The sequence below is a fragment of the Pseudoalteromonas sp. MMG006 genome (genome assembly GCF_018101025.1).
Lineage (GTDB): Bacteria > Pseudomonadota > Gammaproteobacteria > Enterobacterales > Alteromonadaceae > Pseudoalteromonas.
The window spans coordinates 163,608-184,297 of sequence record NZ_JAGJEJ010000007.1; the positions used below are offsets into that span (position 1 = coordinate 163,608).

Consider the following 20,690-nt stretch of genomic DNA (forward strand, 5'->3'; position numbering starts at 1 on the left):
GCTCTTATACTGTACTAATTTTTATAAAATTGGCTATCTTTGGTTATAGTGATGCTGGCATCTTCTTGCGCTGTTACTATAAATTTAAGTTTAGTTACTTTTCGCTCAATGTCGTAGCTATCGGCGGTAACGGTAACCGGTACGCTCTTCATTACACCTGGTTGTACAAGTGTTGACTTAGGGCTTGTAAGTGTCGCGCCTGCCAATCCTTCAATAGCAATGCTGTAATGCATAGGCTGCTGCGTTTTATTAATAATAGTTAGCGTATAAGGGTTTTCTACCAAGCCTTCGTAGTTCACTCTGTAAAGCGCGTTTCTGTCGCGAAGTACTGACGCCTCAATAGGCGTACGCTGTAACATCCATGCAAACATGGTGATAACCAATAAAGCAGTTAATGCACCATAGCCAAGTAGCTTTAATCTGAATGGATTGGTTTTTTTGCCTTCCATTTGCTTTTCGCTAGCGTATTTAATTAATCCTTTTTGATAGCCAAACTTATCCATTGTGTCGTCGCAGGCATCAATACATAAACCACAGTTTATGCACTCATACTGTAAACCATTGCGTATATCTATACCTGCAGGGCACACCTCTACACATAAATTACAGTCTACACAATCACCTAAATTAAGCGCTTTAGGATCGGCTTTGCGTTTACGCGGCCCCCGGTTTTCGCCTCGTGCGCTATCGTAAGTAACCACTAAAGTGTCTTTATCGAACATAACCGATTGAAAACGAGAATACGGGCAAGCAACGGTGCACATTTTTTCACGTAAAAATCCGGCATTTCCGTAAGTACACAATGCAAATAAAAATATCCAAAAGCTGGTAATGCCTGACCACTCAAAAGTGAACATTTCCATGTATAAACTTTTCGCAGGTATAAAATAAGCCATAAATGAAGTGGCCGTTAGCACCGATATTACAATCCATGCACTGTGCTTAGTGATTTTTTTACGCCAAGTGCTCAATGTCCATTTTGATTTATCTAGCTTGATACGTTGATTGCGAGTGCCCTCTATACGCTGCTCAACCCAAGAAAATATCAGCATCCAAATAGTTTGCGGACAAGTATAACCACACCAAACTCGCCCCAACCAGTTAGTTACAAAAAACAACGCAAAGGCGCCCACCATAAATAGCAGGGCTAAAATCATAAAGTCTTGCGGAAGTAAGGTTAAGCCAAAGATTGTAAATTTTTGAGTTGCTACATCAAGCAAAACAGCTTGCTGACCTTTATATTGCAACCAAGGAATAGCTACAAATGTGAGCATAAGCAACCAACCTAGGTTACGGCGTATTCGCTGAAAAAAACCTTTTTGCTGACGAATATAAATAGGCCCTTCTGTTTTATAGGGCTTGATGATCATGTCTTCTTCTTTAATATCAAACTTCATAGTACTTACTTAATAGTGACGGTATTAAGTAAGCTTTTGCAACTTTCAGACCACCCTGAATGTTAAATTAAACCATTGATATTAAACAATTATTAAAGATTAATAAAAACACACTTTCGCGAAATAAAACGTAAATCGTGATATATCACGAATTATTATTAATACCAATCCACTTAATTAAGTGATCTATTTTGAGGACAGATAAACGTGTTGATAGCTAGGCAAAAAATTCGCTATTTAGTTGTTCTAAATGAGAATTTTTTAACGCAGATAGCAACACTTTTAGCCCCTAAAAATGATTAAGTATTATTGCGGATTGGTATAATTCCTAGCTTACGCATTTTTGATCTTAGGGTGCTCTCTGGCAAGCCCAGCTTAGCAGCAGCGCCTTTATCGCCCGATATTTGCCAATGCGATAGATCAAGTACACTTATAATATGTTGTTTTTGTGCCTCATCGAGGGTAAGGGCGGGATTGATTGGGTGCTGATCTTTTAGCGTTAACGGCTGAGTTAACTTAAGTACCTGGTGTTTAGATAAAATAGCTTCGCGTTCAAGTACATTTTGTAACTCGCGAATATTACCTGGCCAGTCATATGCTTGTAATTGGCTAATTGCCTTTTTGCTCAAACCACTTAATTGTTTTCCAAGACGCTTATTCAGCTGAGTAATTAAATTGGTGCACAAATATGGAATGTCTTCTTTTCGGTCTTTAAGCGCAGGTACTGTAATAGGAAATACATTGAGCCGGTAATATAAATCGATTCTAAAACTGCCCTTTTGCACCATTTGCCATAAATCACGGTTAGTTGCCGCTATTACCCTAATGTTTACTTTAAGTGTTGTGCTGCCGCCAACGCGCTCAAACTCTTGCTCTTGTAACACTCTTAACAATTTACTCTGCGCTTCTAATGGCAGCTCTGCAATTTCGTCTAAAAATAATGTGCCTTTATCAGCTAGTTCAAAGCGGCCTTTGCGCCGCTCACTAGCGCCTGTAAAAGCCCCCTTTTCGTGCCCAAATAGCTCTGACTCTAATAAGCTAGGCGTAAACGCAGCACAATTTACTTTTATAAAAGCTTGATTGTTACGCTTACTTAAACGGTGCAAGTTACGTGCGACTAGTTCTTTGCCTGTGCCATTTTCGCCAAGTATTAATACGGTACTGTCGGTCTCGCTTACTAGCTTTATTTGCTCAAGCATGGTTTGAAAAATATGGCTTTGCCCAACTAAACCAGAGTCTTGCCAGTCTTCATTAAGCTCAGCTATTAAATAACTGTTTTCATCTTTAAGCTGCTCGCTTAAATGTTTAACTTGTGCAAGTGCATTATGTAACTCGTTTTGTGTACGCTGCTGCGCTGATATATCGCGAAATACCGCTACAGCACCTATCAGCTCATCATTGCGATAAACAGGCGTTGACGTGTACTCTACAGCAAATGAACTGCCGTCTTTTCGCCAAAATACTTCATTTTTGATCTCGCGACGTTTGCCATCAAACATAGTGCAATATATTTGGCACTCGTCTGCAGGATAAGGTGTGCCGTCTGCGTGGCTATGGTGATGGTATTGGTGTATTTTTTTACCAAGCAATTCATCGGCTTTCCAACCGGTCATGCGCTCAGCTGCAGGGTTTACAAATACAGCATTGCCGGATAAGTCAAAACCATAAATCCCCTCACCTACCGCATTAAGTAATAGTTTAGGGTCGTTTAAAAATTGTTTTATCATTGCAATCACCTCGCGAAATATCGCGAGCATTATGCCATAAACCAGTCTATTGTTCAGTTGAATAACAAGCAATTAAATATAAGGCTTAAATAACGCTTTAATATTTATTTTTGCATTTAGCTTTGCTGCAATTAAATAAAGCCCAGCTAATTTACGATGAATAAAAAGCGCATCGACAGGTGGGGTGTGCCATTGCTGCGATTGAGCGCTCAGCTCAAGCCCTGCATTTTTAATACTGTTAGCCAACGTGCTGTTTTTAAAGGCAAAATCACCATCGACTCTTAACGGCTCACACGCCATTAAAAATAAGTCAATTACATGATTTTTATAACTATCTACAATATCATCTTTAAAGTAACCTATTTGAGTTGCAGCGGCTAACACCCCTGCTCTGTTGTTTTCACTCCCTGCTTTAAACAAAGATAGGTAAGCTTGACTCAATTGCATGGATATTTCTCGCGTGGCGCCAAAATCAAATAGCACTATTTTTTTACTCTCGCGTTGATAATGAAAATTGGCAAAGTTTGGATCAGTTTGAATAAGCTTAAACTCAAACATTTCTTTAAAAAATAAATCAATAAGTGCCGCAGCCACCTGATTTTGCTCATTTTGTGCTAAGTCATTGAGTGTTTCGATAGGTGAGGCTTTTACATACTGCATTGCCAAAATTTGTTTAGTATTGTGCTCGGTGTATGCTTTAGGAACGATAAAGCGTTTGTCTTCAGCTAAAAGATAGTGATACTTTGTAATAAAATGTGCCTCTAAAGCATAATCAGCCTCAGCGAGTAATTGTGCTTTAGCCTCACTTACCAACGGCTTTATATCCAAATCTTTAGGAATTAGGCGAGCTATATTTAAAAGCGATATAACGTTATCAACGTCACTTTCTACACTTTTGCCGATACCTGGGTACTGAATTTTGATTGCCAGTTTTTCGCCATTTTCTTGATAAGCTAAATGCACCTGCCCAATAGAGGCTGCAGCAAAAGGCCTTAACTCAATATGTGAAAATCTCTCAAGCCAATGATCTCCCCACTGCTGTTTTAACACTGCAATTAACTGTTTATGAGGCATAGGGTTAGCATCTGATCGAAGTAGTGCTAATAGCTTTGTAAGTTCAGGGCTTAGTAGCTCACCAGCATCCATTGAGAGTAATTGGCCAAGCTTCATTGCCGCCCCTCTAAGATGTGCAAGCTGGGTGGCTAGTTTTTCAATATTTTTAGGCTGTAGCAGTAAGCTTTTATTATCCCAGCCATTGCCACTTAAAGCACTTTTAGTACCCTCTATTAGCATATTGGCAGCAACGCCACTGGCTAAAGAACCTAGCTTTGTAAATCGAGAGAGTCGTGAGGTAGGAATGCTGCGCGGTGCGGCCATAATTTAAAACCTAATAAAATAAGTTTTATAAATACGTAAATGCCGCCGCGCTAGATCTACTTAAAGGCGAGGTACTAATTTAATTGCACCCTCAGCCACTTTCATATCAAGGGGTAGTTTACTAAGTAGCATTATTTTAGGGTCGTCCATATTTAACGTATAAACAGGGTTAACCGCTAAAAAAGCGTTAATTACTTCCATAGCTTGGCTGTCAAGCGCAGCTAAATTACCTTTAAAGCCACCGGCGTCTACGCTTGAATCAAGTAGCTTTACATTACGTAAAAAAACCGCTTTTTTCTCACTATCGTAAAACGGGCTACCTTCTATTTGCAGCTGTAAACGTACCGGGTATTTAAGCGCAAAAGCGTTAATTTCAGCGCTTGAGTCAGCACCTAGTACAACTACATCGCGGTTGTCTGGGCCAATGTTGACACTTAAATCGTTTACGTCAAACTGAACAGGCAATCCCATCAAGCTCACTTTTTCGCTTAGCTTTGGTAATTGCTTACCTAATACGGTTTCAACTTCTGAGTTAGTAAACGAGTAAACAGATACACCTTGGGTTGTGTTACATGCCGTTAAAAATAGTGTTGTTGCAATCAGTAGTAATACTCTCATGAGGATCCCTTATATAAAATTTTAATTATAAAAAAGCCGCTTTAACAGCGGCTTTTACAATGCATTACCTGTATTTAGTACAGGTGTATTACATTATTATGCTGTAAAAATTGTTTTAATTTTAGCTAGTGTCTCAGGCTCAACTGAACCCTTACTGAGCGCTAACAACTGCTTTAAATAATAGTTTAAATCAGCATGTTCACCACGGTGTTTATCATCTAGCATTGCAACTTGTTCAGCCATTCTAAGCGATGTATTTTCTGAGCTCACGTTGGCTAAAATTTCCATTCTAGTAAGTAATTGCTCACGGCTCAGTGATGTTATTAACGATGTTTGGTATTGGCTTGGCAATACATCGTTATTTTCAATGGCGCTAAATAGTGCATCTAAATTAGCTTGTTCTGCTTGGCTATGAAGCAATGCTAACTTGTGCTCTATCGCTTCAAGTAGGCTGTTTACTTTACCTGTGAGTGATTTGTATTGAGCGTAACCTTTCACTTTAGTTTCTAGATCATGCAATTGCGCTTTTTGATTCACATTATCAAGTGCATCTTCAAGTTCGGTCAGTTCAACTGCAGCTTGTTTATCGCTTTCGCTTTGAGCAAGTTTTTGCTCTTCAAATTCGCTGCTACGTTTAGTAAAGGTTTCATCATTAAATTGGCGAAACTTTTGCCACAATGCGTTTTCAGCTTTTAAACCTGCAAAGCCTATTGTTTGCCATTGCTGTTGAAGCTGTTTTAGTTCTTGGCATGCACTTGCAAGGTCATCGCTTTGTGATAGTTGCTGCGCTTTTTCAACGAGTTCATTTTTTTGATCTGCATTTGCTTTATGAAATGCATTAAGTGTTGCAAGTACTTGCTGTTGCTCTTTTTTGTAACGTTCGTTTAATACGCGGTATGTTTTAGGGTCAACTTTACCTACACTGCGCCATGCTTTGTTTAAGCGATTGTATTGGCTCTCATATTGCTTCCAGTCAAAGCCATCGTCAGCCGAAGGCGCAGCCAGTAAAGCGCTCATATCAGCGATTATAGTTTTACGCTGAGTTTTAGCGGCTTCTCTTGCTACTTCTTGCTCTGCAAAGTAGCTACGACACGGTGCAAATAGCTGCTCAATTTTTTCATCAAACTGCTCGCCTTGTTGCTTTTCTTGCTCAGTATCAAGGCGTCCTAACTCATTCCAACGTTTACGCAGTGTTTTTACTAAATCTGCGCGTTGCTGCGGATCGGTACACTCTTCACCAACTAAAGCCGTTACTTCTTCAAGTAGCGCTTCACGCTTTGGCGCTGCTGCGTATTTTTGCCAGTCTTTAGCATCTGCAAGTTGCGCTTCAAGTTCTGCTTTAATATTTACTAATGGCTGTTGATAATGCGCAGTGAGTGTATTAAATAGCTCTTCAAAGCCTTTAAACACACCAAAAGCGACATTAAAACGGCCTTCTTCAATTAGGCGTTTTACATCACGTGCTTTACGTTTAGCTTGGCTTTGATTTTTTTCAAGTGGCTTAGTTAATTCACTCATAGCAGCTAAAAATTGCTTTTTATTTGCATTTAGCTGTGTTTTAAAGCTTTGTGCAAGTGAACCATCAAGTGCATTTAAATGATTACGTGCAGCTTTAAACGCATTATTAAAGGCATTTAAAGAGTCATCGTAATCACTTAATTGCTCAGCCGGCTGTATGTCACACAGTACCGCATAGGCTAATTTATACTCTTTAATTGCATTTGTAAGCTCTGGTAACTTAGCAACTTGAGTAAATAATTTTTCTAGCTTATTAATTACTTGTTTAGACTGCGCATCATTAGCAAGTTGTGAATCGCTTAGCGATTGCTTAGCTTGAGCTACTTTTGCATCTAACCAATCTTGTTGAATTTGCTCTGGCGTTTCTAGCCCTAACTGTAATGCATTTTCTATTTCTTCACTTATTGCTTCAAGCGTTGCAAGCGCGAGTAACTGACGTTGTTGTAAAGCTAGTTTTTCTTGCTCTTTATCATGTTGCTCTTTTAGTACTGCAATATGTGCATCAAGCTTGTCGGTAATACTGATGTACTTAGCATCAAGTGTTTTGACGTGATCTGCACTTAACCATTTAAGCTCTAAAGCTTGCCACTGCGCCATTAAATCACTCGCTTGAGGATTCACTATTGCATAGTCTGTTTTATCACGAAGTGCATTTAACTTCGCTAAAATTACACGTGTAGAAGCCTCTACTTGCGCTGGCATTTCTATTGCCAAACGTTCATTTTCTATATGTGTTTCTAAGCTTTGCTTAGCACTACCTTTAGCGTGTTTTAATAAAGGCTTAGTAAGCTGATGCGTTATAACAAGCTCGACTAAATGAACTTGTAACTCTTCACTGCCTTCTTTGAATGCTTTTTCGATAAGTTTAGGGTTAGCCAAACGCTTTAAAAGTTTAACCCGTACTTGAAGCTCTTTTTCAGCAAATGCTAGTTTTTCAAGTGTTTTAACCGGCGCAAAACGCTCAATGTATTCACTTTTAATATGTGACGAAAGTGCGCTTTCGTCGCTTAGTACTGCATTTGATATTTGTTGTTCTGCAACATCTTTTAACGCTTGATCTTGTTTATATGCTTTCCACCACAGTGCTAAATCGTTCATTTTTTGAAGCGCTTTACGACGAATTTCGGCCGAATTATCTTCAAGGGCTAATGTATTTAAAATTGTAGCATCGCGCTGCACATCTAGGTTTTCAATTGCATCAAGACGAACTTGCTGCTTTGGGTGTTTCCATTTCGGTGTAAAAAGGTGCTTAAAGATCATGTTCACTAAACCTAGCTATTTCGTTGTCTGATTTAAATTCTTTTTGTAGTTGTGCTTTTGTTTTTTGGATCATTTCGCCATTTGCGCCAATAGTAAATTGCTCGTTTGATTTAGCCACTTTCGCTTGGTACAACATAACTAACTGCACAGTTTGCTGCTTTTGCTCTTGTGATAAAACAGTGCCATCAGGCCATCTTCCTGTTGCAGCACCGTACTGTAAGCGTTCAAATAATTCGGGAGTAATGTTTTGTACTAGATTGTCGATATTCATGTCACTTTTTCTTTTTTAGAGATACTAAAATAATTCGATTGATAAGATACCAAATACACCCTACTCCAATTGCAATTGTGTAGGCGTACCACTCAAGAGTTTCTTCTTGCGGTTGTAAAAAGTACAAGCAGAAAAAACCACCTAAAAATAAGATTAGCGCCAAAAAAGAGTGATTCATAAACATCTGGCGTTTTTTAATTCGCTGCTCACGTTGCAGCTGCAAAACTTGCTCGTCGTTAAGCTCTGAAATACTACTACCGCAATGCGGACACTGCTTATGTTTGTCTGAAATTGATTTTGCACATTTGGGGCAACGAGTAATCGCCATACATCTCTCCATACTACGCATAAAAAAAGCGCCTTGCGGCGCCTTTTATTGTACGTGTTTTATTTCTCGTTGTCTTTTTTGAATTTTACCCAGTAGTCATCTACTGACTGTTTCATTTCTTTACGTAACAACATAATGCCGAATAAGTTAGGGAGTGTCATAACGACAATGGCCACAGCTGCTAATTTCCATACTAAAGTGGTATCGGCAAACGAAGCCCAAAAGAACGCGGCAACATAAAATACACGGTACGGCATTACTGAGCGATGGCCGAGTAAATAAATCATCGCACGATCACCGTAGTACGACCACGCAATAGCGGTCGAAAATGCAAATAACAACAAACCAATAGATACAATGTATTGCCCGCTTTCGCCAAAGTAGCCTCGAGTAAATGCTTTAGTGGTAAGTTCTGCTGAATGCACTAACGATTTACCGACTAAGCTAATACTGTCGTCAGTTGGCATACCATTTGTCACTTCAACTATACCGGTATACTTATGCTTTTCTGTTAAACCAAAACGAACATCTTCAGCAATTGAACGCGAGTTAATAACGGTATAGCCTGTTGTGGTTGAAACTCCATTTACCACTTCAATATTACCTGTAAATAACTCAATGTTACTATCGTTATTGTTTAGGTAGTTATATAACTCAGCACGCTGCGCTTCGTTTGTTTCAGAGTAGTCACCTTTAATGATGCTCATCGAAGAGCGTTCAAAGTGTGTTTCAAATTTTTCATTCCACACACCTGAAGACAAAATAACTAGGCCTGTAAGTGTACAAATAATAATGGTATCAATAAACGGTTCTAGTATAGATACTATGCCTTCTGATACCGGTTCATCTGCTTTTGCTGATGCATGGGCAATTGGCGCAGAACCCTGACCTGCCTCATTTGAAAACAAACCTCGGTTTACACCTTTATTAAATGCGTAAGCGAACGATGCCCCCAAAAAGCCGCCAGCTGCTGCAGAACCAGTAAAGGCATCCATAAAGATTGACGCAAAAGAAGGACCGATATTTTCGATATTGTAAAAAATAACGGCAAGTGCACCAATAATGTAAACCGCGGCCATTAGCGGTACTACGCGTGAGGTAATAGCTGCAATACGCTTAATACCACCCAAAATAACAAGTGCTAATAAAATAGATAAGACAGCACCCGTTGCCATTGGTGCAAAACCAAATGTAGCTTCCATGCCTTGGGCTATATTATTAATTTGTGGCAAGCTGCCTGTACCGAATGAGCTAATTACCGTTGCAACTGCAAATAAAATGGCAAGCCATCTCATGTTTAAGCGCTTGTCCATGTAATACATAGGGCCACCCGACATGGTGCCGTCTTCTGTTTTTTCGCGGTATTTGTGTGAAAGCGTTACCTCTACAAATTTGGTTGTCATACCGAAAAAAGCGGTCATCCACATCCAAAATAGAGCTGCTGGACCACCGATAGAAATTGCAAGTGCTACACCACCAATGTTACCTGTGCCCACAGTACCAGAGAGCGCAGTAGCAAGAGCTTGAAAATGTGTTGTATCACCCTCAGTGCCTTTTTTATCAAACTTACCGGTAACAACTTTACACGCATGTTTGAAATAACGAATTTGTGGGAACTTTAAATAAACAGTAAAAAATAAACCAACCCCTAATAGTATGTAAGGAAACCATACGGCCCCCCCTAACATACCATCGAGACTATCTAAAAATTGTCCAAATACATCCACGCTGAATTCCTCTTATTATTTTAATTGAGACTGTTGATTGTGTATTACTCAGTTTTAGCCAAATAATACGATAACGCTGTTATTGCTAATTTTTATTATTTGTAAATTTTGTAATAAAAAAGGGCAACATTTTATTGTTGCCCTTACCTTATACTAATTTATCTCAGTTTATCAACGACATTTACGATTGCCGCTAAAGTATCTTGACCAAATTGATACGAACGGCGGTCAGACCAGCCATAATCTGGGTCTGGTAGGTCGTTATTGTCTTTAAACGGCATCTCAATGGTATAAGTAAGTGCTTTAAACTCTTCTGCTGTGGCTGATGAGCCAACAGTTAAATTTGCCTTACCTGGTTCATCTTTGTCATAGCCGTGCTCGTCCTGAAATTCTGGAGTAATAGTTAAAAGCGCCGCTTTAAAGCTATCTTCTAAATCTTTCAAACGATCATCGTAACTTGGGATACCCTCACTACCTGCAACAAAGTTATACGGAATTGCTTCATCACCGTGTATATCTAGGTGCATGTCTAGGCCTGTTTCGCGCATTTTATTAAGCACTAAGTAAACCTCAGGGCTATTTTCCATGCTAGGTGTTTGCCATTCACGATTTAAGTTAACGCCTTTAGCATTAGTACGAAGGTGCCCACGTACGCTGCCATCTGGATTCATGTTTGGCACGATGTAAAAAACCGCTTTAGATAAAAGCGCTGCTGCATGCGGGTCTTCATCATCAAGTAATTTATGCAACAAGCCTTCAACAAACCACTCTGCCATAGTTTCACCTGGGTGTTGGCGTGCTGTGATCCAGATTATTTTTTTATCTTCGCTTGGTTGGCCAATTTTAAGTACGCTCATATCGCGACCATCAAGTGTTTCGCCAAGGGTTTGTAATTGACAGAGCTCTTCGCTTTGCGCCCACGATAGTAAATCTAAATGACGTTCATAGCTGTAAGGCGCGAAATACGCAAAGTAAACACTGCCGCTTTCTGGCTCTAGCTCAAATGTAAGCGTGCCATTTTCGTAATTAGAAGGCACGCGAAACCATGTTTGACGGTCATAAGATGCAACGGCTTGATACCCATCCCAGCCATCTGGATATGCTGACTTTTCAAGGTTATTAATATTTAATTTATGCAATTGGTAAGGCGTTGTTTCAAGACGAAAGTGAAACCACTGATAAAACTCAGATTGGTGATCGCTATTAATCTCTAATTGAATATTTAAAGGATCGGTGGCTTCGATAACTTTAATGTTACCACTATCAAAATTGCTGCTGATTTTCATGAAAAAACCTTAAGGTAGAATACATTTATCTGCTCAATACGCAGAACTAAAACTATTTTATGAATAGCAAAATACATAATTAGAAGTTAACCATATTATGCATCTCAATAATTAAAGCCTATCACACAGGGTGCACTTTAAAAAATATTACGCGACTAAAAAAGCCAGCAAATAAGCTGGCTTCGTTTATGAAGTCTTTAATTAGCGGGGTAAGCTTGGGAAAGCAGCTTCTGCCATGTCACGCATACAACGAACAACCTGGCAGCTATAGCCAAATTCATTGTCGTACCAAACGTAAAGTACTACACGGTTGCCTTCAACAATAGTTGCTTGTGAATCAACAACACCTGCATAACGGCTACCTACTAAATCAGTAGATACGATTTCTGTAGAAGCAGTATAGTCAATTTGATCTCTAAGTTCTGAGTGAAGCGCTGTTTCACGTAAAAACGCGTTAAGCTCTTCAACCGATGTCCCTTTTTCTAAATTAAGATTTAAAATAGCAAGCGATACATTTGGTGTAGGTACACGGATGGCGTTACCCGTTAATTTACCTTCAAGTTCTGGTAATGCTTTAGAAACCGCTTTAGCTGCACCTGTTTCGGTAATTACCATGTTAAGCGCTGCAGCACGGCCGCGACGCTCTGCTTTGTGGTAGTTATCAATAAGGTTTTGATCGTTTGTGTACGAGTGCACAGTTTCTACATGGCCGTTATTAATACCAAACTTATCGTTTAATGCTTTAAGTGTTGGCGTAATGGCATTAGTTGTACAACTTGCTGCACATACAATTTTATCAGCAGGTAAAATGTCTTGGTTATTTACACCATATACGATGTTTTTAATATTGCCTTTAGCCGGTGCAGTTAATAATACTTTTGCAGCGCCTTTACATTCTAGATGCTGACCAAGGCCTGCTTCATCTTTCCAAATACCTGTGTTATCAACAATCAGCGCATTTTCGATACCGTAAGCTGTGTAGTCAATTTCGCTTGGCGAGTTAGCATAAATTACTTGAATGTAGCTACCGTTAGCTTTAATTGCATTACGCTCTTTATCAATCGTAATTGAACCATTAAAAGGCCCATGGATTGAATCTCGACGTAATAAGCTAGCGCGCTTTTCTAGGTCGCCATCTTTACCACCACGTACAACAATTGCACGTAAGCGTAAATCGGCATATGGGCCTGACTTTTCAATTAATAAACGTGCTAATAAGCGGCCTATTCGACCAAAACCATAAAGTACTACATCACGCGGCTCTTTAGCTGGTAAATCCGCAATTTCTGCTAGTTCAGCTTTTACAAACTCGTCTACCGTACGCCCATTAGCTGCATCAGTATACAAGTAACTATAAGCAAGTTTACCAATATCTATACGGGCAGAATTTAGCTCCATTTTACTAATCGCTTCTAAAAACGGGAAGCTTTCACGTAAGCGTAACTTGGTACCTTCAAACTGTGCTACAGTTTTATGGGACTTGATGATATCTATTGTACTGGCATTAACGAGAGGACGGCCATATACAGCGATTTCTATGCCACGGTTACGATAAAGCTTACCAATGATAGGTTGCATGCTTTCGGCGTAATCTTGGCGTTCTTGCCAACTATTTGTATATTCTAACTCGTGAGATGAGGTCATTTTATTTACCTAAATTTTTTCATTTTGAACGGATAGCCTTCAAAAGTGCACTATATTTTGAGAGTAATACACTTTAGGCACGGCTATTCTAAGTTAATCTTAAGTTATTCTCTACTGTTAGAGCACAAATGATTACGTTAGAATGGTCACGTATAAATTCACTTGGGGTTAAGGGATGATTTTAAGAGCAAGCGTGTTACTAACGATGCTAGCGCTAACAGGGTGTGATGAACCACTAACACTCGCTCAGGTTTGTAAAGAAACGCCTGGATTTTGTAGCGATCTAAATAAAGACAGCCATTGTAAAAATGAGCGTTCGGTAGTTATTTTAAAACGCTATACTGAATATAAAAAACCAACAGATGAAAACAAATACCAATTACTTAAAGGTTTTGAGTCTTATAATCAATGCATAACGTTAGCTGCAAAAATAGAGCATAAAAAGCTAAAATCTAAAACAACATCGCGCATTGTAGGGCAACTGACCAGTATCAAAGAGATAACGCGTTTATATCAAGACACTCAAAAAACCAACCACCCAGGACTACTTTATTACCATTGGTCACGAAATAACAACCAAGGTGCGCTAAATAAATTACTTACTTTAGAGAACGATAAAAGCGTAACCCAAAGTGCAGAAATGCAATTTTTTCTAGCATCTTACTATATGAAGTTTGATGATGAAAAAACGATAGACTTGCTTTATAAAACACTGGAGTTAAACAAAGAAGGCATTGAACCAAACCCTGAGGTTTATACGTCTCTTATTAGCCTATTTTACAAGCATAAGAAATTTAAACATGCATATATATTTTCGAAGGTGGCGCAAATGTCTGGCATTGAAAATATCGATTTATTACCAATAGAGCATCAATTACTGAGTAACGGTAAAAGTTTGGAGAGCTTAGATACACTTGCCCAACAAACATATGAGCACATACAAAATGGTGAATTTGTCTCACCAAGAGAATTTTAGATAGTTAAAAATCAACGACAAAAATAACTCAGCATTTAAAATGCTTAGCAATCTTAAAAAATAAAAGGCAGCTTACGCTGCCTTTTTTTATTTTGCCTTGCTTGTACCCACCTCTACGCGAGTTTTAAGCTTTTGACCTGGTCGAAATGTCACCACGCGACGCGCCGAAATAGGAATATCTTCTCCTGTTTTCGGGTTACGGCCTGGCCTTTCTTTTTTATCACGAAGATCAAAATTACCAAATCCGGAGAGCTTAACTTGCTCACCTTTTTCAAGCGCTGAGCGGATTTCTTCAAAAAACGCTTCAACTAAGTCTTTGGCATCTTTTTTATTGATACCCAGTTTTTCAAATAGGTGTTCAGCTATGTCGGCTTTAGTAAGCGCCATATCTAGTCCCTCAACGATGCATTAAATTTATCAGCCAGTTCGGCCACCACGTTATCAACTACCAGATTGATGTCTTTCTCTTCGAGTGTTCTATCAACCGCTTGCAGTGTTAGAGCAATCGCCAAACTCTTATAATTTGGCTCAATACCTTTGCCCTTATACACATCGAATAAGTTTAGGTCAACCAATTGATTTCCGCCAACTTTTTCTATCGCGGTTAAAATATCACCAGACTTAACGCTGTCGGCCACTAAAATAGCGATGTCGCGGCGATTTGAAGGAAATTTTGATACCCCAACTGCCTCTGGTAAATTTCTTTTTTCGATTGCCGACATTTCAATTTCAAACACAAAAGTTGCGTTATTGATATCTAACGACTTTTGCGCTTGTGGGTGTAATGCACCAAAAAAACCAACCTTTTTACCATCAACATAAATAACTGCTGATTGGCCTGGGTGAAGTCCATCTGACTGCTCTGCTTTAATTTCAAAACGGCTAACATCATTAGTGATCGCAAGTAACGCTTCTACATCACCTTTTAAGTCGTAGAAATCAACGTTACGTTTTTCTTCAACCCAATGTTCACCATGTGCTAAACCGGTAATGACCCCACCAAGGACTGGCACCTGATAAACACCGTTTTCAGCACTTTCATCACTAATAAATTTAAGACCGTGCTCAAATAGGCGAATACGGGGTTGTTGGCGGTTTTGGTTATAGGCCACTGAAGACAATAAACCAGGCATTAAGCTTACACGCATAGCCGACATTTCAATTGAAATTGGATGCGGTAATACAAGCGTATTACTATCTGGGTGTAAAATAGTTTGTGCTTTAGGATCGACAAAGCTATAAGTAATTGCTTCTTGGTAACCACGCGTAACTAACGTGTTACGAAACTTACTCAGCGCAATTGTTGACTCGTCGTGCGTTGTCATTTTGAGTTTTGCAGTAGGTGCAACATTTGGAATACTGTTATAACCGTATACACGCGCAACTTCTTCAATTAAATCTTCTTCGATGCGAATATCAAAACGGTAACTCGGTACATCTGCACTCCAGCTATCATTTTCTACTTTAACATCAAGGCCTAAGCGAGTCAGAATATCGGTTACTTTAGCATCATCGATGTGATGGCCAATAACACGGTCTAAACGGGCACGGCGAAGGCGTACTTCAGTCACTTTTGGTAATTTACCTGCCGCAACAGCTTCCACTACAGGACCTGCTTGACCGCCAACTATCTCAAGTAACAAAGCAGTGGCACGCTGCATAGCATCATGTTGTAGTGCAAAATCAACACCACGCTCATAACGATGTGATGCATCAGTATGTAAGCCGTAACTACGTGCTTGACCAGCAATTGCTACCGGATTGAAAAAAGCACTTTCAAGTAGTATGTCCGCTGTTTTTTCAGTAACCCCTGATTGCTCTCCACCGAAAATACCGGCAATAGCAAGTGCCTTATTATGATCGGCTATAACAAGTGTAGAGTCATTCAATTTAGCAGTATTACCATCAAGTAGTACTAGCTCTTCACCAGCATTTGCACTACGTACTTTAATTCCACCTTCGATAGCATTTAAATCAAATGCATGCATTGGGTGACCAAGCTCTAGTAATACATAGTTAGTTACATCAACAACCGGATCGATTGAACGTATGCCACTACGACGTAGTTTTTCAACCATCCAAAGTGGTGTTTCTGCATCAAGGTTAATACCCTTTATCACACGACCAAGGTAGCGAGGGCATGCATCTTCGTTCACAAGTTCAATAGATACTTTATCGTCAATCGTTGGAGTAACAGCTGGAATAGGTAATACATTTACATCAATACTGTTTAAAACACCTACTTCACGAGCAAGACCTTTAATACCTAAACAATCACTACGGTTTGGTGTTAAGTCAACATCAATAATGGTGTCATCAAGGCCTAAGTATTCGCGTAAATCAGTGCCTACCGGTGCATCTAGTGGCAATTCCATTATGCCATCGCCCTCTTCGCTAATACCTAGCTCAACAAAGGCACACAACATACCGTGAGACGGCTGACCGCGTAGTTTTGCTTTTTTGATTTTAAAATCGCCAGGTAACACAGCACCTACAGTTGCAACAGCGACTTTGATGCCTTCACGACAGTTTGGCGCACCACAAACGATATCAAGTAGCTCATCGCCACCTACGTTAATTTTAGTAACACGAAGTTTGTCTGCATCAGGGTGCTGACCACATTCAACCACTTCGCCTACTAGCACACCATTAAATTTGGCTGCTGCTGGCTCAACTCCATCAACTTCAAGACCAGCCATAGAAAGCTGTTCCGAAAGAGCTTGCGTATCAATAGCAGGATTTACCCACTCTCTTAACCACTTTTCACTAAATTTCATTTTATTATTTCACTCTTAACGGAACTGGTTTAGGAATTTTAAGTCATTTTCAAAAAATGCACGTAAGTCGTTTACGCCGTAGCGCAGCATAGTTAAGCGCTCTACGCCCATACCAAATGCAAAACCAGTGTATTTTTCTGGGTCAATACCCACCGACTTAAGAACGTTAGGGTGAACCATGCCACAGCCTAGTACTTCTAACCATTTACCGTCTTTACCCATAACATCCACTTCAGCAGATGGTTCTGTAAATGGGAAAAATGAAGGACGGAAACGAATTTCCATATCTTCTTCAAAAAAGTTACGTAAAAAGTCATGCAAAATACCTTTAAGCTCAGTAAAGCTTACATCGGTATCAACCATTAACCCTTCTACCTGATGGAACATAGGAGTATGAGTTTGGTCATAATCGTTACGATACACACGCCCTGGTGAAATAATACGTAGCGGTGGCTGTTCTGTTTCCATAGTACGAATTTGCACGCCACTTGTTTGTGTACGCAGTACTAATTTAGGATTGAAATAAAAGGTATCGTGATCAGCACGCGCAGGGTGATGCTCTGGGATATTCAATGCATCAAAGTTATGAAAGTCATCTTCAATCTCAGGCCCTGATTTAACCTCAAAACCTAACTCACCGAAAAAGCTTTCAATACGTTCAATTGTTCGTGTTACCGGATGCAATCCACCTGTTGGCATTACACGCCCAGGTAACGTAATGTCAATTGTTTCAGCGGCTAGCTTTTCTTCTAATGCTTTACTTGCTAAAAGCTCACGCTTATCGTTAATTGCAGCTTGAACATCTTGCTTAGCTTGGTTAATTACCTGCCCTGCTTCTTTGCGTTCTTCAGGAGCAATTTTACCCAGTGTTTTAAGTAAGCTAGTGATTTCGCCTTTTTTACCAAGGTAGTTAACCCTGATCTCTTCTAGTTGCGCGATTTCACTGGCACTGGCTACCGCCTCAAGTGCTTGCGCTAATATATTTTCTAAGTTCATTCGATACCTGATCTTTCACAGAAGGTGATTACAATTTAATTGACTAATGATAACTGAAAGCAGGGTCTAGATTCTAGACCTACTACAGCTTTAACGTTGATTTTATAAAGGGAATTGTTAATTTTCGCTGTGCAGCCATAGATGCATGATCTAATTTGTCTAGTACATCAAGTAAAGCGCGCATATCACGACTTAAACGCGTTAGTAAAAACCGTGCACATTCATCGCTCAATTCCAATCCACGCATATGCGCACGCTTAACAAGTGCCTGGGCTTTGTCATCATCGCTCATAGAACGAATTTGAAAGGTAGTGCCCCACTTTAGCCGAGACTCTAAATCGGGAAGGCTAATATTGAGCATATCAGGAAGCAAGTCAGCGGTGACTACGAGCATTTTCCCGGGTTCGTTAAAGCGATTATAAAAATTAAATAATGCTTTTTCCCAAGGATCATTCCCAGCAACTAAGTGAACATCGTCAATACACAATACATCGAGTGCCTCTAAGCCATCGAGCACCATCGGGCCAAAATCAATAACTTCACGCATTGATAATAGCATGTTGGATAACCCGCGCTCTTGTGCTTTTACACAAGTGGCATATAGCAAGTGAGACTTGCCTGAATCACCTAAACCACATAAATAGGTGTACTGAAACGTTTTAGATAACTTTGAAAAGCTGTCCTTTAAATGGTTAACCTCTAGCGAGTCCTCACCACCAAAATATGATACAAAGGTTTCATCATCCGGTAAGGTGACCGGTAAAGCCATTTGCATAGGCTCAGCGTGTTGCATTACTCGCCAACCCACTGATATTCTAAACTACTTTTATCAACCACATGATAAAAAGCACGTGGGTCAACGTAGTCTCTAAAAGCAGAATCTAGGCCAAGTGCTTTTTTAAGATCGTTTACACTGCCCGTATGGTTTAACTTAAATTCAACAAGCTCTGGAGTTTTTCGTAAAATAGTTACGTCGGTGACAACACTTAAACTAAGTAATCTACGTTTTGCTAATTCGATATCAACAAAGCTATTAGTCTCTTTTAAAGTTAGTGTTGCTGAAGCTTGCTGATAGTAAGCATTTGGGTCTATTGCATATTCGCTTGCAAGACCTTGCGCGAGAGTATCAATCATTTGCCCTACAATTTGCTGCTTGTCGCCCGTTAATCTATTTGATTCGAACAAATCATCGTTAGTAAAGCGCCAATCTAGTATCCAATTTTCACCGTCTTGTTCTTGAAACATTCTTGCAGTAATACTTCGCTCTGCACTATAACGCTTAGACGCTTCTTCAACAGGTTCAGAAAAATTCCCCCAAACTTCAGGTACACCTACTAAGCGCCTGTCTTGTAAATCAAGCAAAGGCACAACAACTGGTAAGCCACGGCGTCCTGCTTTATCATAAATTAACTGCTCTAACTGCGGGTAACTTTCTTGTGTTACTAATTCTCTGCGCCAATTGTCTTCAATGCCTAACCAAATAGCAACGAGTGGTCGCTGAACACCCCACAGTGGTAAATTGAGCTCTTTAATAAGCGCATTTATTTTACGCGCTTCAAATTTAACAACTAATTTAAGTTGACCATTTGCTCGCTCGTCATACTCAAATTTGAGCATATAATCTGAAATATCTTTTGTACGTTGTTGCGCTAGTTTATTTTGATCTGCAGTTTCAACACCGCTCACTTTAACTAAAACATTAAGCAATGCTTTACGGCTCGCACTTAAACGCGTATCTCTGGTTTTATCATCGACGTTTAATATATCTTGATACAGATCAGTTACTTCAACCGCCGATACAGAAAAACAAAATATAAATGATATGGCACTAATTAATAATCTATACACAGGCTATTAGTTCTTGGTTTTAAACTGTTTTGATCCTAAATCAAAGCCAGTAACAAAGCAAAATTATATTTGTTATCGAACACTATCTGATTAGTAAATATATAGATAATAACTATACCTTTGTGCTTACTATAAAAGCTCTTTGATTTGATCTCGACATGTTCACAACATTAAGGAATTGGTTGATGTTATGCACACAGGTAGTGGATCATATAGCAAAAGCGATACTTGTCAGGTAGATAAATTTTGATTTTGTCGTCGGGAGTCACTATGCCCGACCTTCGTGATAGAGGCTTGATGAGTGTATATTAACTGTGCGTATTTTACTTTTCTGCAGACGTAAAAAAGCCCGACTATTGCTAGTCGAGCTTTCTACAATTTGAAATCGGTGCGCTACGCAGTAGAATGTCATAGTGCCCACAGCGGTGGAGAGTCACATAGTAAATGGGATACTCTCATTGCTCGGGGCTCGCCTTCGAGCTGTTTTGTTTGATGTGTAGGAATAAAAATGCCATGTGGCACAGGGCATGAAAAAGCTGCCACTACTGAGTTCAGCAAGGACTCTTCGCTATTTACTAAACCCCAGACAGTAAAAAACCCGTCACATCGCTGTAACGGGTTTCTCTTATTTGAAGCCTGGTAATATCCTACTTTCACATAGCAAATGGGATACTATCATTGGCCGGGGCTCGCCTTCGAGCTGTTTTGTTTCACTACTGAGTACGGCATGGGCTCATAGCTATTTACTAAACCCCAGACAGCAAACAACCCGTCACATTGCTGTAACGGGTTTCTCTTATTTGAAGCCTGATAATGTCGTAGTGCCCACAGCGGTAGAGAGCCACATAGCAAATGCTACACTATCTTTGTGTCGCGATATGAGTATGTGTTAATTACACGCATTTCACTTTTCTGCAGACGTAAAAAAGCCCGACTATTA

Annotated in this window: 16 protein-coding genes; 1 reads left to right on the forward strand and 15 read right to left on the reverse strand. The window is 39.6% G+C overall.

Going from position 1 to position 20,690, the window contains the following annotated elements; all coding sequences use genetic code 11:
• Positions 1 to 14 precede the first annotated feature (14 nt).
• From ccoG to J8L73_RS09615, 10 genes are all read right to left on the reverse strand, one after another.
• Positions 15 to 1,397: a cytochrome c oxidase accessory protein CcoG gene (gene ccoG, locus J8L73_RS09570; protein ID WP_211016560.1), complete on the reverse strand. Its 1,383-nt coding sequence runs from the start codon at positions 1,395 to 1,397 to the stop codon at positions 15 to 17.
• A gap of 299 nt (positions 1,398 to 1,696) precedes the next feature.
• A complete protein-coding gene (locus J8L73_RS09575) occupies positions 1,697 to 3,124 on the reverse strand; it encodes a sigma 54-interacting transcriptional regulator (protein WP_211016562.1) in 1,428 nt (475 codons plus the stop codon).
• A 72-nt stretch (positions 3,125 to 3,196) separates the two neighbouring features.
• Complete coding sequence (locus tag J8L73_RS09580; protein ID WP_211016564.1) at positions 3,197 to 4,501, reverse strand: AarF/ABC1/UbiB kinase family protein; 1,305 nt, start codon at positions 4,499 to 4,501, stop codon at positions 3,197 to 3,199.
• A 60-nt stretch (positions 4,502 to 4,561) separates the two neighbouring features.
• Positions 4,562 to 5,119, reverse strand: coding sequence for a DUF1439 domain-containing protein (locus J8L73_RS09585; RefSeq protein WP_211000436.1), 558 nt, complete (start codon positions 5,117 to 5,119; stop codon positions 4,562 to 4,564).
• A 96-nt stretch (positions 5,120 to 5,215) separates the two neighbouring features.
• Positions 5,216 to 7,897, reverse strand: a complete 2,682-nt coding sequence (locus J8L73_RS09590; protein ID WP_211016566.1) for a DUF349 domain-containing protein — start codon at positions 7,895 to 7,897, stop codon at positions 5,216 to 5,218.
• Entirely contained in the window at positions 7,887 to 8,168 is a 282-nt protein-coding gene (locus J8L73_RS09595; RefSeq protein ID WP_211016568.1) for a DUF1315 family protein, read from the reverse strand. Before J8L73_RS09595 ends, J8L73_RS09590 begins: the two co-directional genes overlap by 11 nt.
• Position 8,169: 1 nt before the next feature.
• Positions 8,170 to 8,496: a zinc-ribbon domain-containing protein gene (locus tag J8L73_RS09600; RefSeq protein WP_211000433.1), complete on the reverse strand. Its 327-nt coding sequence runs from the start codon at positions 8,494 to 8,496 to the stop codon at positions 8,170 to 8,172.
• Between the two features lie 59 nt (positions 8,497 to 8,555).
• Positions 8,556 to 10,184, reverse strand: a complete 1,629-nt coding sequence (locus J8L73_RS09605; protein WP_211016585.1) for an AGCS family amino acid carrier protein — start codon at positions 10,182 to 10,184, stop codon at positions 8,556 to 8,558.
• Between the two features lie 197 nt (positions 10,185 to 10,381).
• Complete coding sequence (locus J8L73_RS09610) at positions 10,382 to 11,509, reverse strand: M14-type cytosolic carboxypeptidase (RefSeq protein WP_211016570.1); 1,128 nt, start codon at positions 11,507 to 11,509, stop codon at positions 10,382 to 10,384.
• A 201-nt stretch (positions 11,510 to 11,710) separates the two neighbouring features.
• Positions 11,711 to 13,153 carry a glyceraldehyde-3-phosphate dehydrogenase gene (locus J8L73_RS09615; RefSeq protein ID WP_211000431.1) on the reverse strand — a complete coding sequence of 481 codons (1,443 nt, stop codon included), beginning with the start codon at positions 13,151 to 13,153 and terminating at the stop codon, positions 11,711 to 11,713.
• A gap of 175 nt (positions 13,154 to 13,328) precedes the next feature.
• Between J8L73_RS09615 and J8L73_RS09620 the strand changes: the two genes are divergently transcribed.
• Positions 13,329 to 14,129, forward strand: coding sequence for a DUF2989 domain-containing protein (locus J8L73_RS09620; protein ID WP_211016571.1), 801 nt, complete (start codon positions 13,329 to 13,331; stop codon positions 14,127 to 14,129).
• An 87-nt stretch (positions 14,130 to 14,216) separates the two neighbouring features.
• Here J8L73_RS09620 and ihfA read toward each other — a convergent pair whose 3' ends face one another.
• From ihfA to J8L73_RS09645, 5 genes are all read right to left on the reverse strand, one after another.
• Positions 14,217 to 14,516, reverse strand: a complete 300-nt coding sequence (ihfA, locus tag J8L73_RS09625; RefSeq protein ID WP_002960690.1) for an integration host factor subunit alpha — start codon at positions 14,514 to 14,516, stop codon at positions 14,217 to 14,219.
• A gap of 2 nt (positions 14,517 to 14,518) precedes the next feature.
• A complete protein-coding gene (gene pheT, locus J8L73_RS09630; protein ID WP_211016573.1) occupies positions 14,519 to 16,906 on the reverse strand; it encodes a phenylalanine--tRNA ligase subunit beta in 2,388 nt (795 codons plus the stop codon).
• 15 nt (positions 16,907 to 16,921) lie between these two features.
• Positions 16,922 to 17,902, reverse strand: a complete 981-nt coding sequence (pheS, locus tag J8L73_RS09635; protein ID WP_211016575.1) for a phenylalanine--tRNA ligase subunit alpha — start codon at positions 17,900 to 17,902, stop codon at positions 16,922 to 16,924.
• Between the two features lie 82 nt (positions 17,903 to 17,984).
• Positions 17,985 to 18,695 (reverse strand): DnaA regulatory inactivator Hda, encoded by a 711-nt coding sequence (gene hda / locus J8L73_RS09640; protein WP_211016577.1) that lies wholly within the window; start codon positions 18,693 to 18,695, stop codon positions 17,985 to 17,987.
• On the reverse strand, positions 18,695 to 19,750 hold the full coding sequence (locus J8L73_RS09645; RefSeq protein WP_211016579.1) for a DUF2066 domain-containing protein: 1,056 nt from the start codon (positions 19,748 to 19,750) through the stop codon (positions 18,695 to 18,697). The genes hda and J8L73_RS09645 overlap by 1 nt, the downstream gene beginning before the upstream one ends.
• Positions 19,751 to 20,690: the final 940 nt, after the last annotated feature.

Excerpts from the sequence above, each read along its gene's own strand:
- ccoG (WP_211016560.1), bottom strand. The coding sequence starts at position 1,397 with ATGAAGTTTGATATTAAAGAAGAAGACATGATCATCAAGCCCTATAAA.
- J8L73_RS09575 (WP_211016562.1), bottom strand. The coding sequence starts at position 3,124 with ATGATAAAACAATTTTTAAACGACCCTAAACTATTACTTAATGCGGTA.
- J8L73_RS09580 (WP_211016564.1), bottom strand. The coding sequence starts at position 4,501 with ATGGCCGCACCGCGCAGCATTCCTACCTCACGACTCTCTCGATTTACA.
- J8L73_RS09585 (WP_211000436.1), bottom strand. The coding sequence starts at position 5,119 with ATGAGAGTATTACTACTGATTGCAACAACACTATTTTTAACGGCATGT.
- J8L73_RS09590 (WP_211016566.1), bottom strand. The coding sequence starts at position 7,897 with ATGATCTTTAAGCACCTTTTTACACCGAAATGGAAACACCCAAAGCAG.
- J8L73_RS09595 (WP_211016568.1), bottom strand. The coding sequence starts at position 8,168 with ATGAATATCGACAATCTAGTACAAAACATTACTCCCGAATTATTTGAA.
- J8L73_RS09600 (WP_211000433.1), bottom strand. The coding sequence starts at position 8,496 with ATGGCGATTACTCGTTGCCCCAAATGTGCAAAATCAATTTCAGACAAA.
- J8L73_RS09605 (WP_211016585.1), bottom strand. The coding sequence starts at position 10,184 with ATGTTAGGGGGGGCCGTATGGTTTCCTTACATACTATTAGGGGTTGGT.
- J8L73_RS09610 (WP_211016570.1), bottom strand. The coding sequence starts at position 11,509 with ATGAAAATCAGCAGCAATTTTGATAGTGGTAACATTAAAGTTATCGAA.
- J8L73_RS09615 (WP_211000431.1), bottom strand. The coding sequence starts at position 13,153 with ATGACCTCATCTCACGAGTTAGAATATACAAATAGTTGGCAAGAACGC.
- J8L73_RS09620 (WP_211016571.1), top strand. The coding sequence starts at position 13,329 with ATGATTTTAAGAGCAAGCGTGTTACTAACGATGCTAGCGCTAACAGGG.
- ihfA (WP_002960690.1), bottom strand. The coding sequence starts at position 14,516 with ATGGCGCTTACTAAAGCCGACATAGCTGAACACCTATTTGAAAAACTG.
- pheT (WP_211016573.1), bottom strand. The coding sequence starts at position 16,906 with ATGAAATTTAGTGAAAAGTGGTTAAGAGAGTGGGTAAATCCTGCTATT.
- pheS (WP_211016575.1), bottom strand. The coding sequence starts at position 17,902 with ATGAACTTAGAAAATATATTAGCGCAAGCACTTGAGGCGGTAGCCAGT.
- hda (WP_211016577.1), bottom strand. The coding sequence starts at position 18,695 with ATGCAACACGCTGAGCCTATGCAAATGGCTTTACCGGTCACCTTACCG.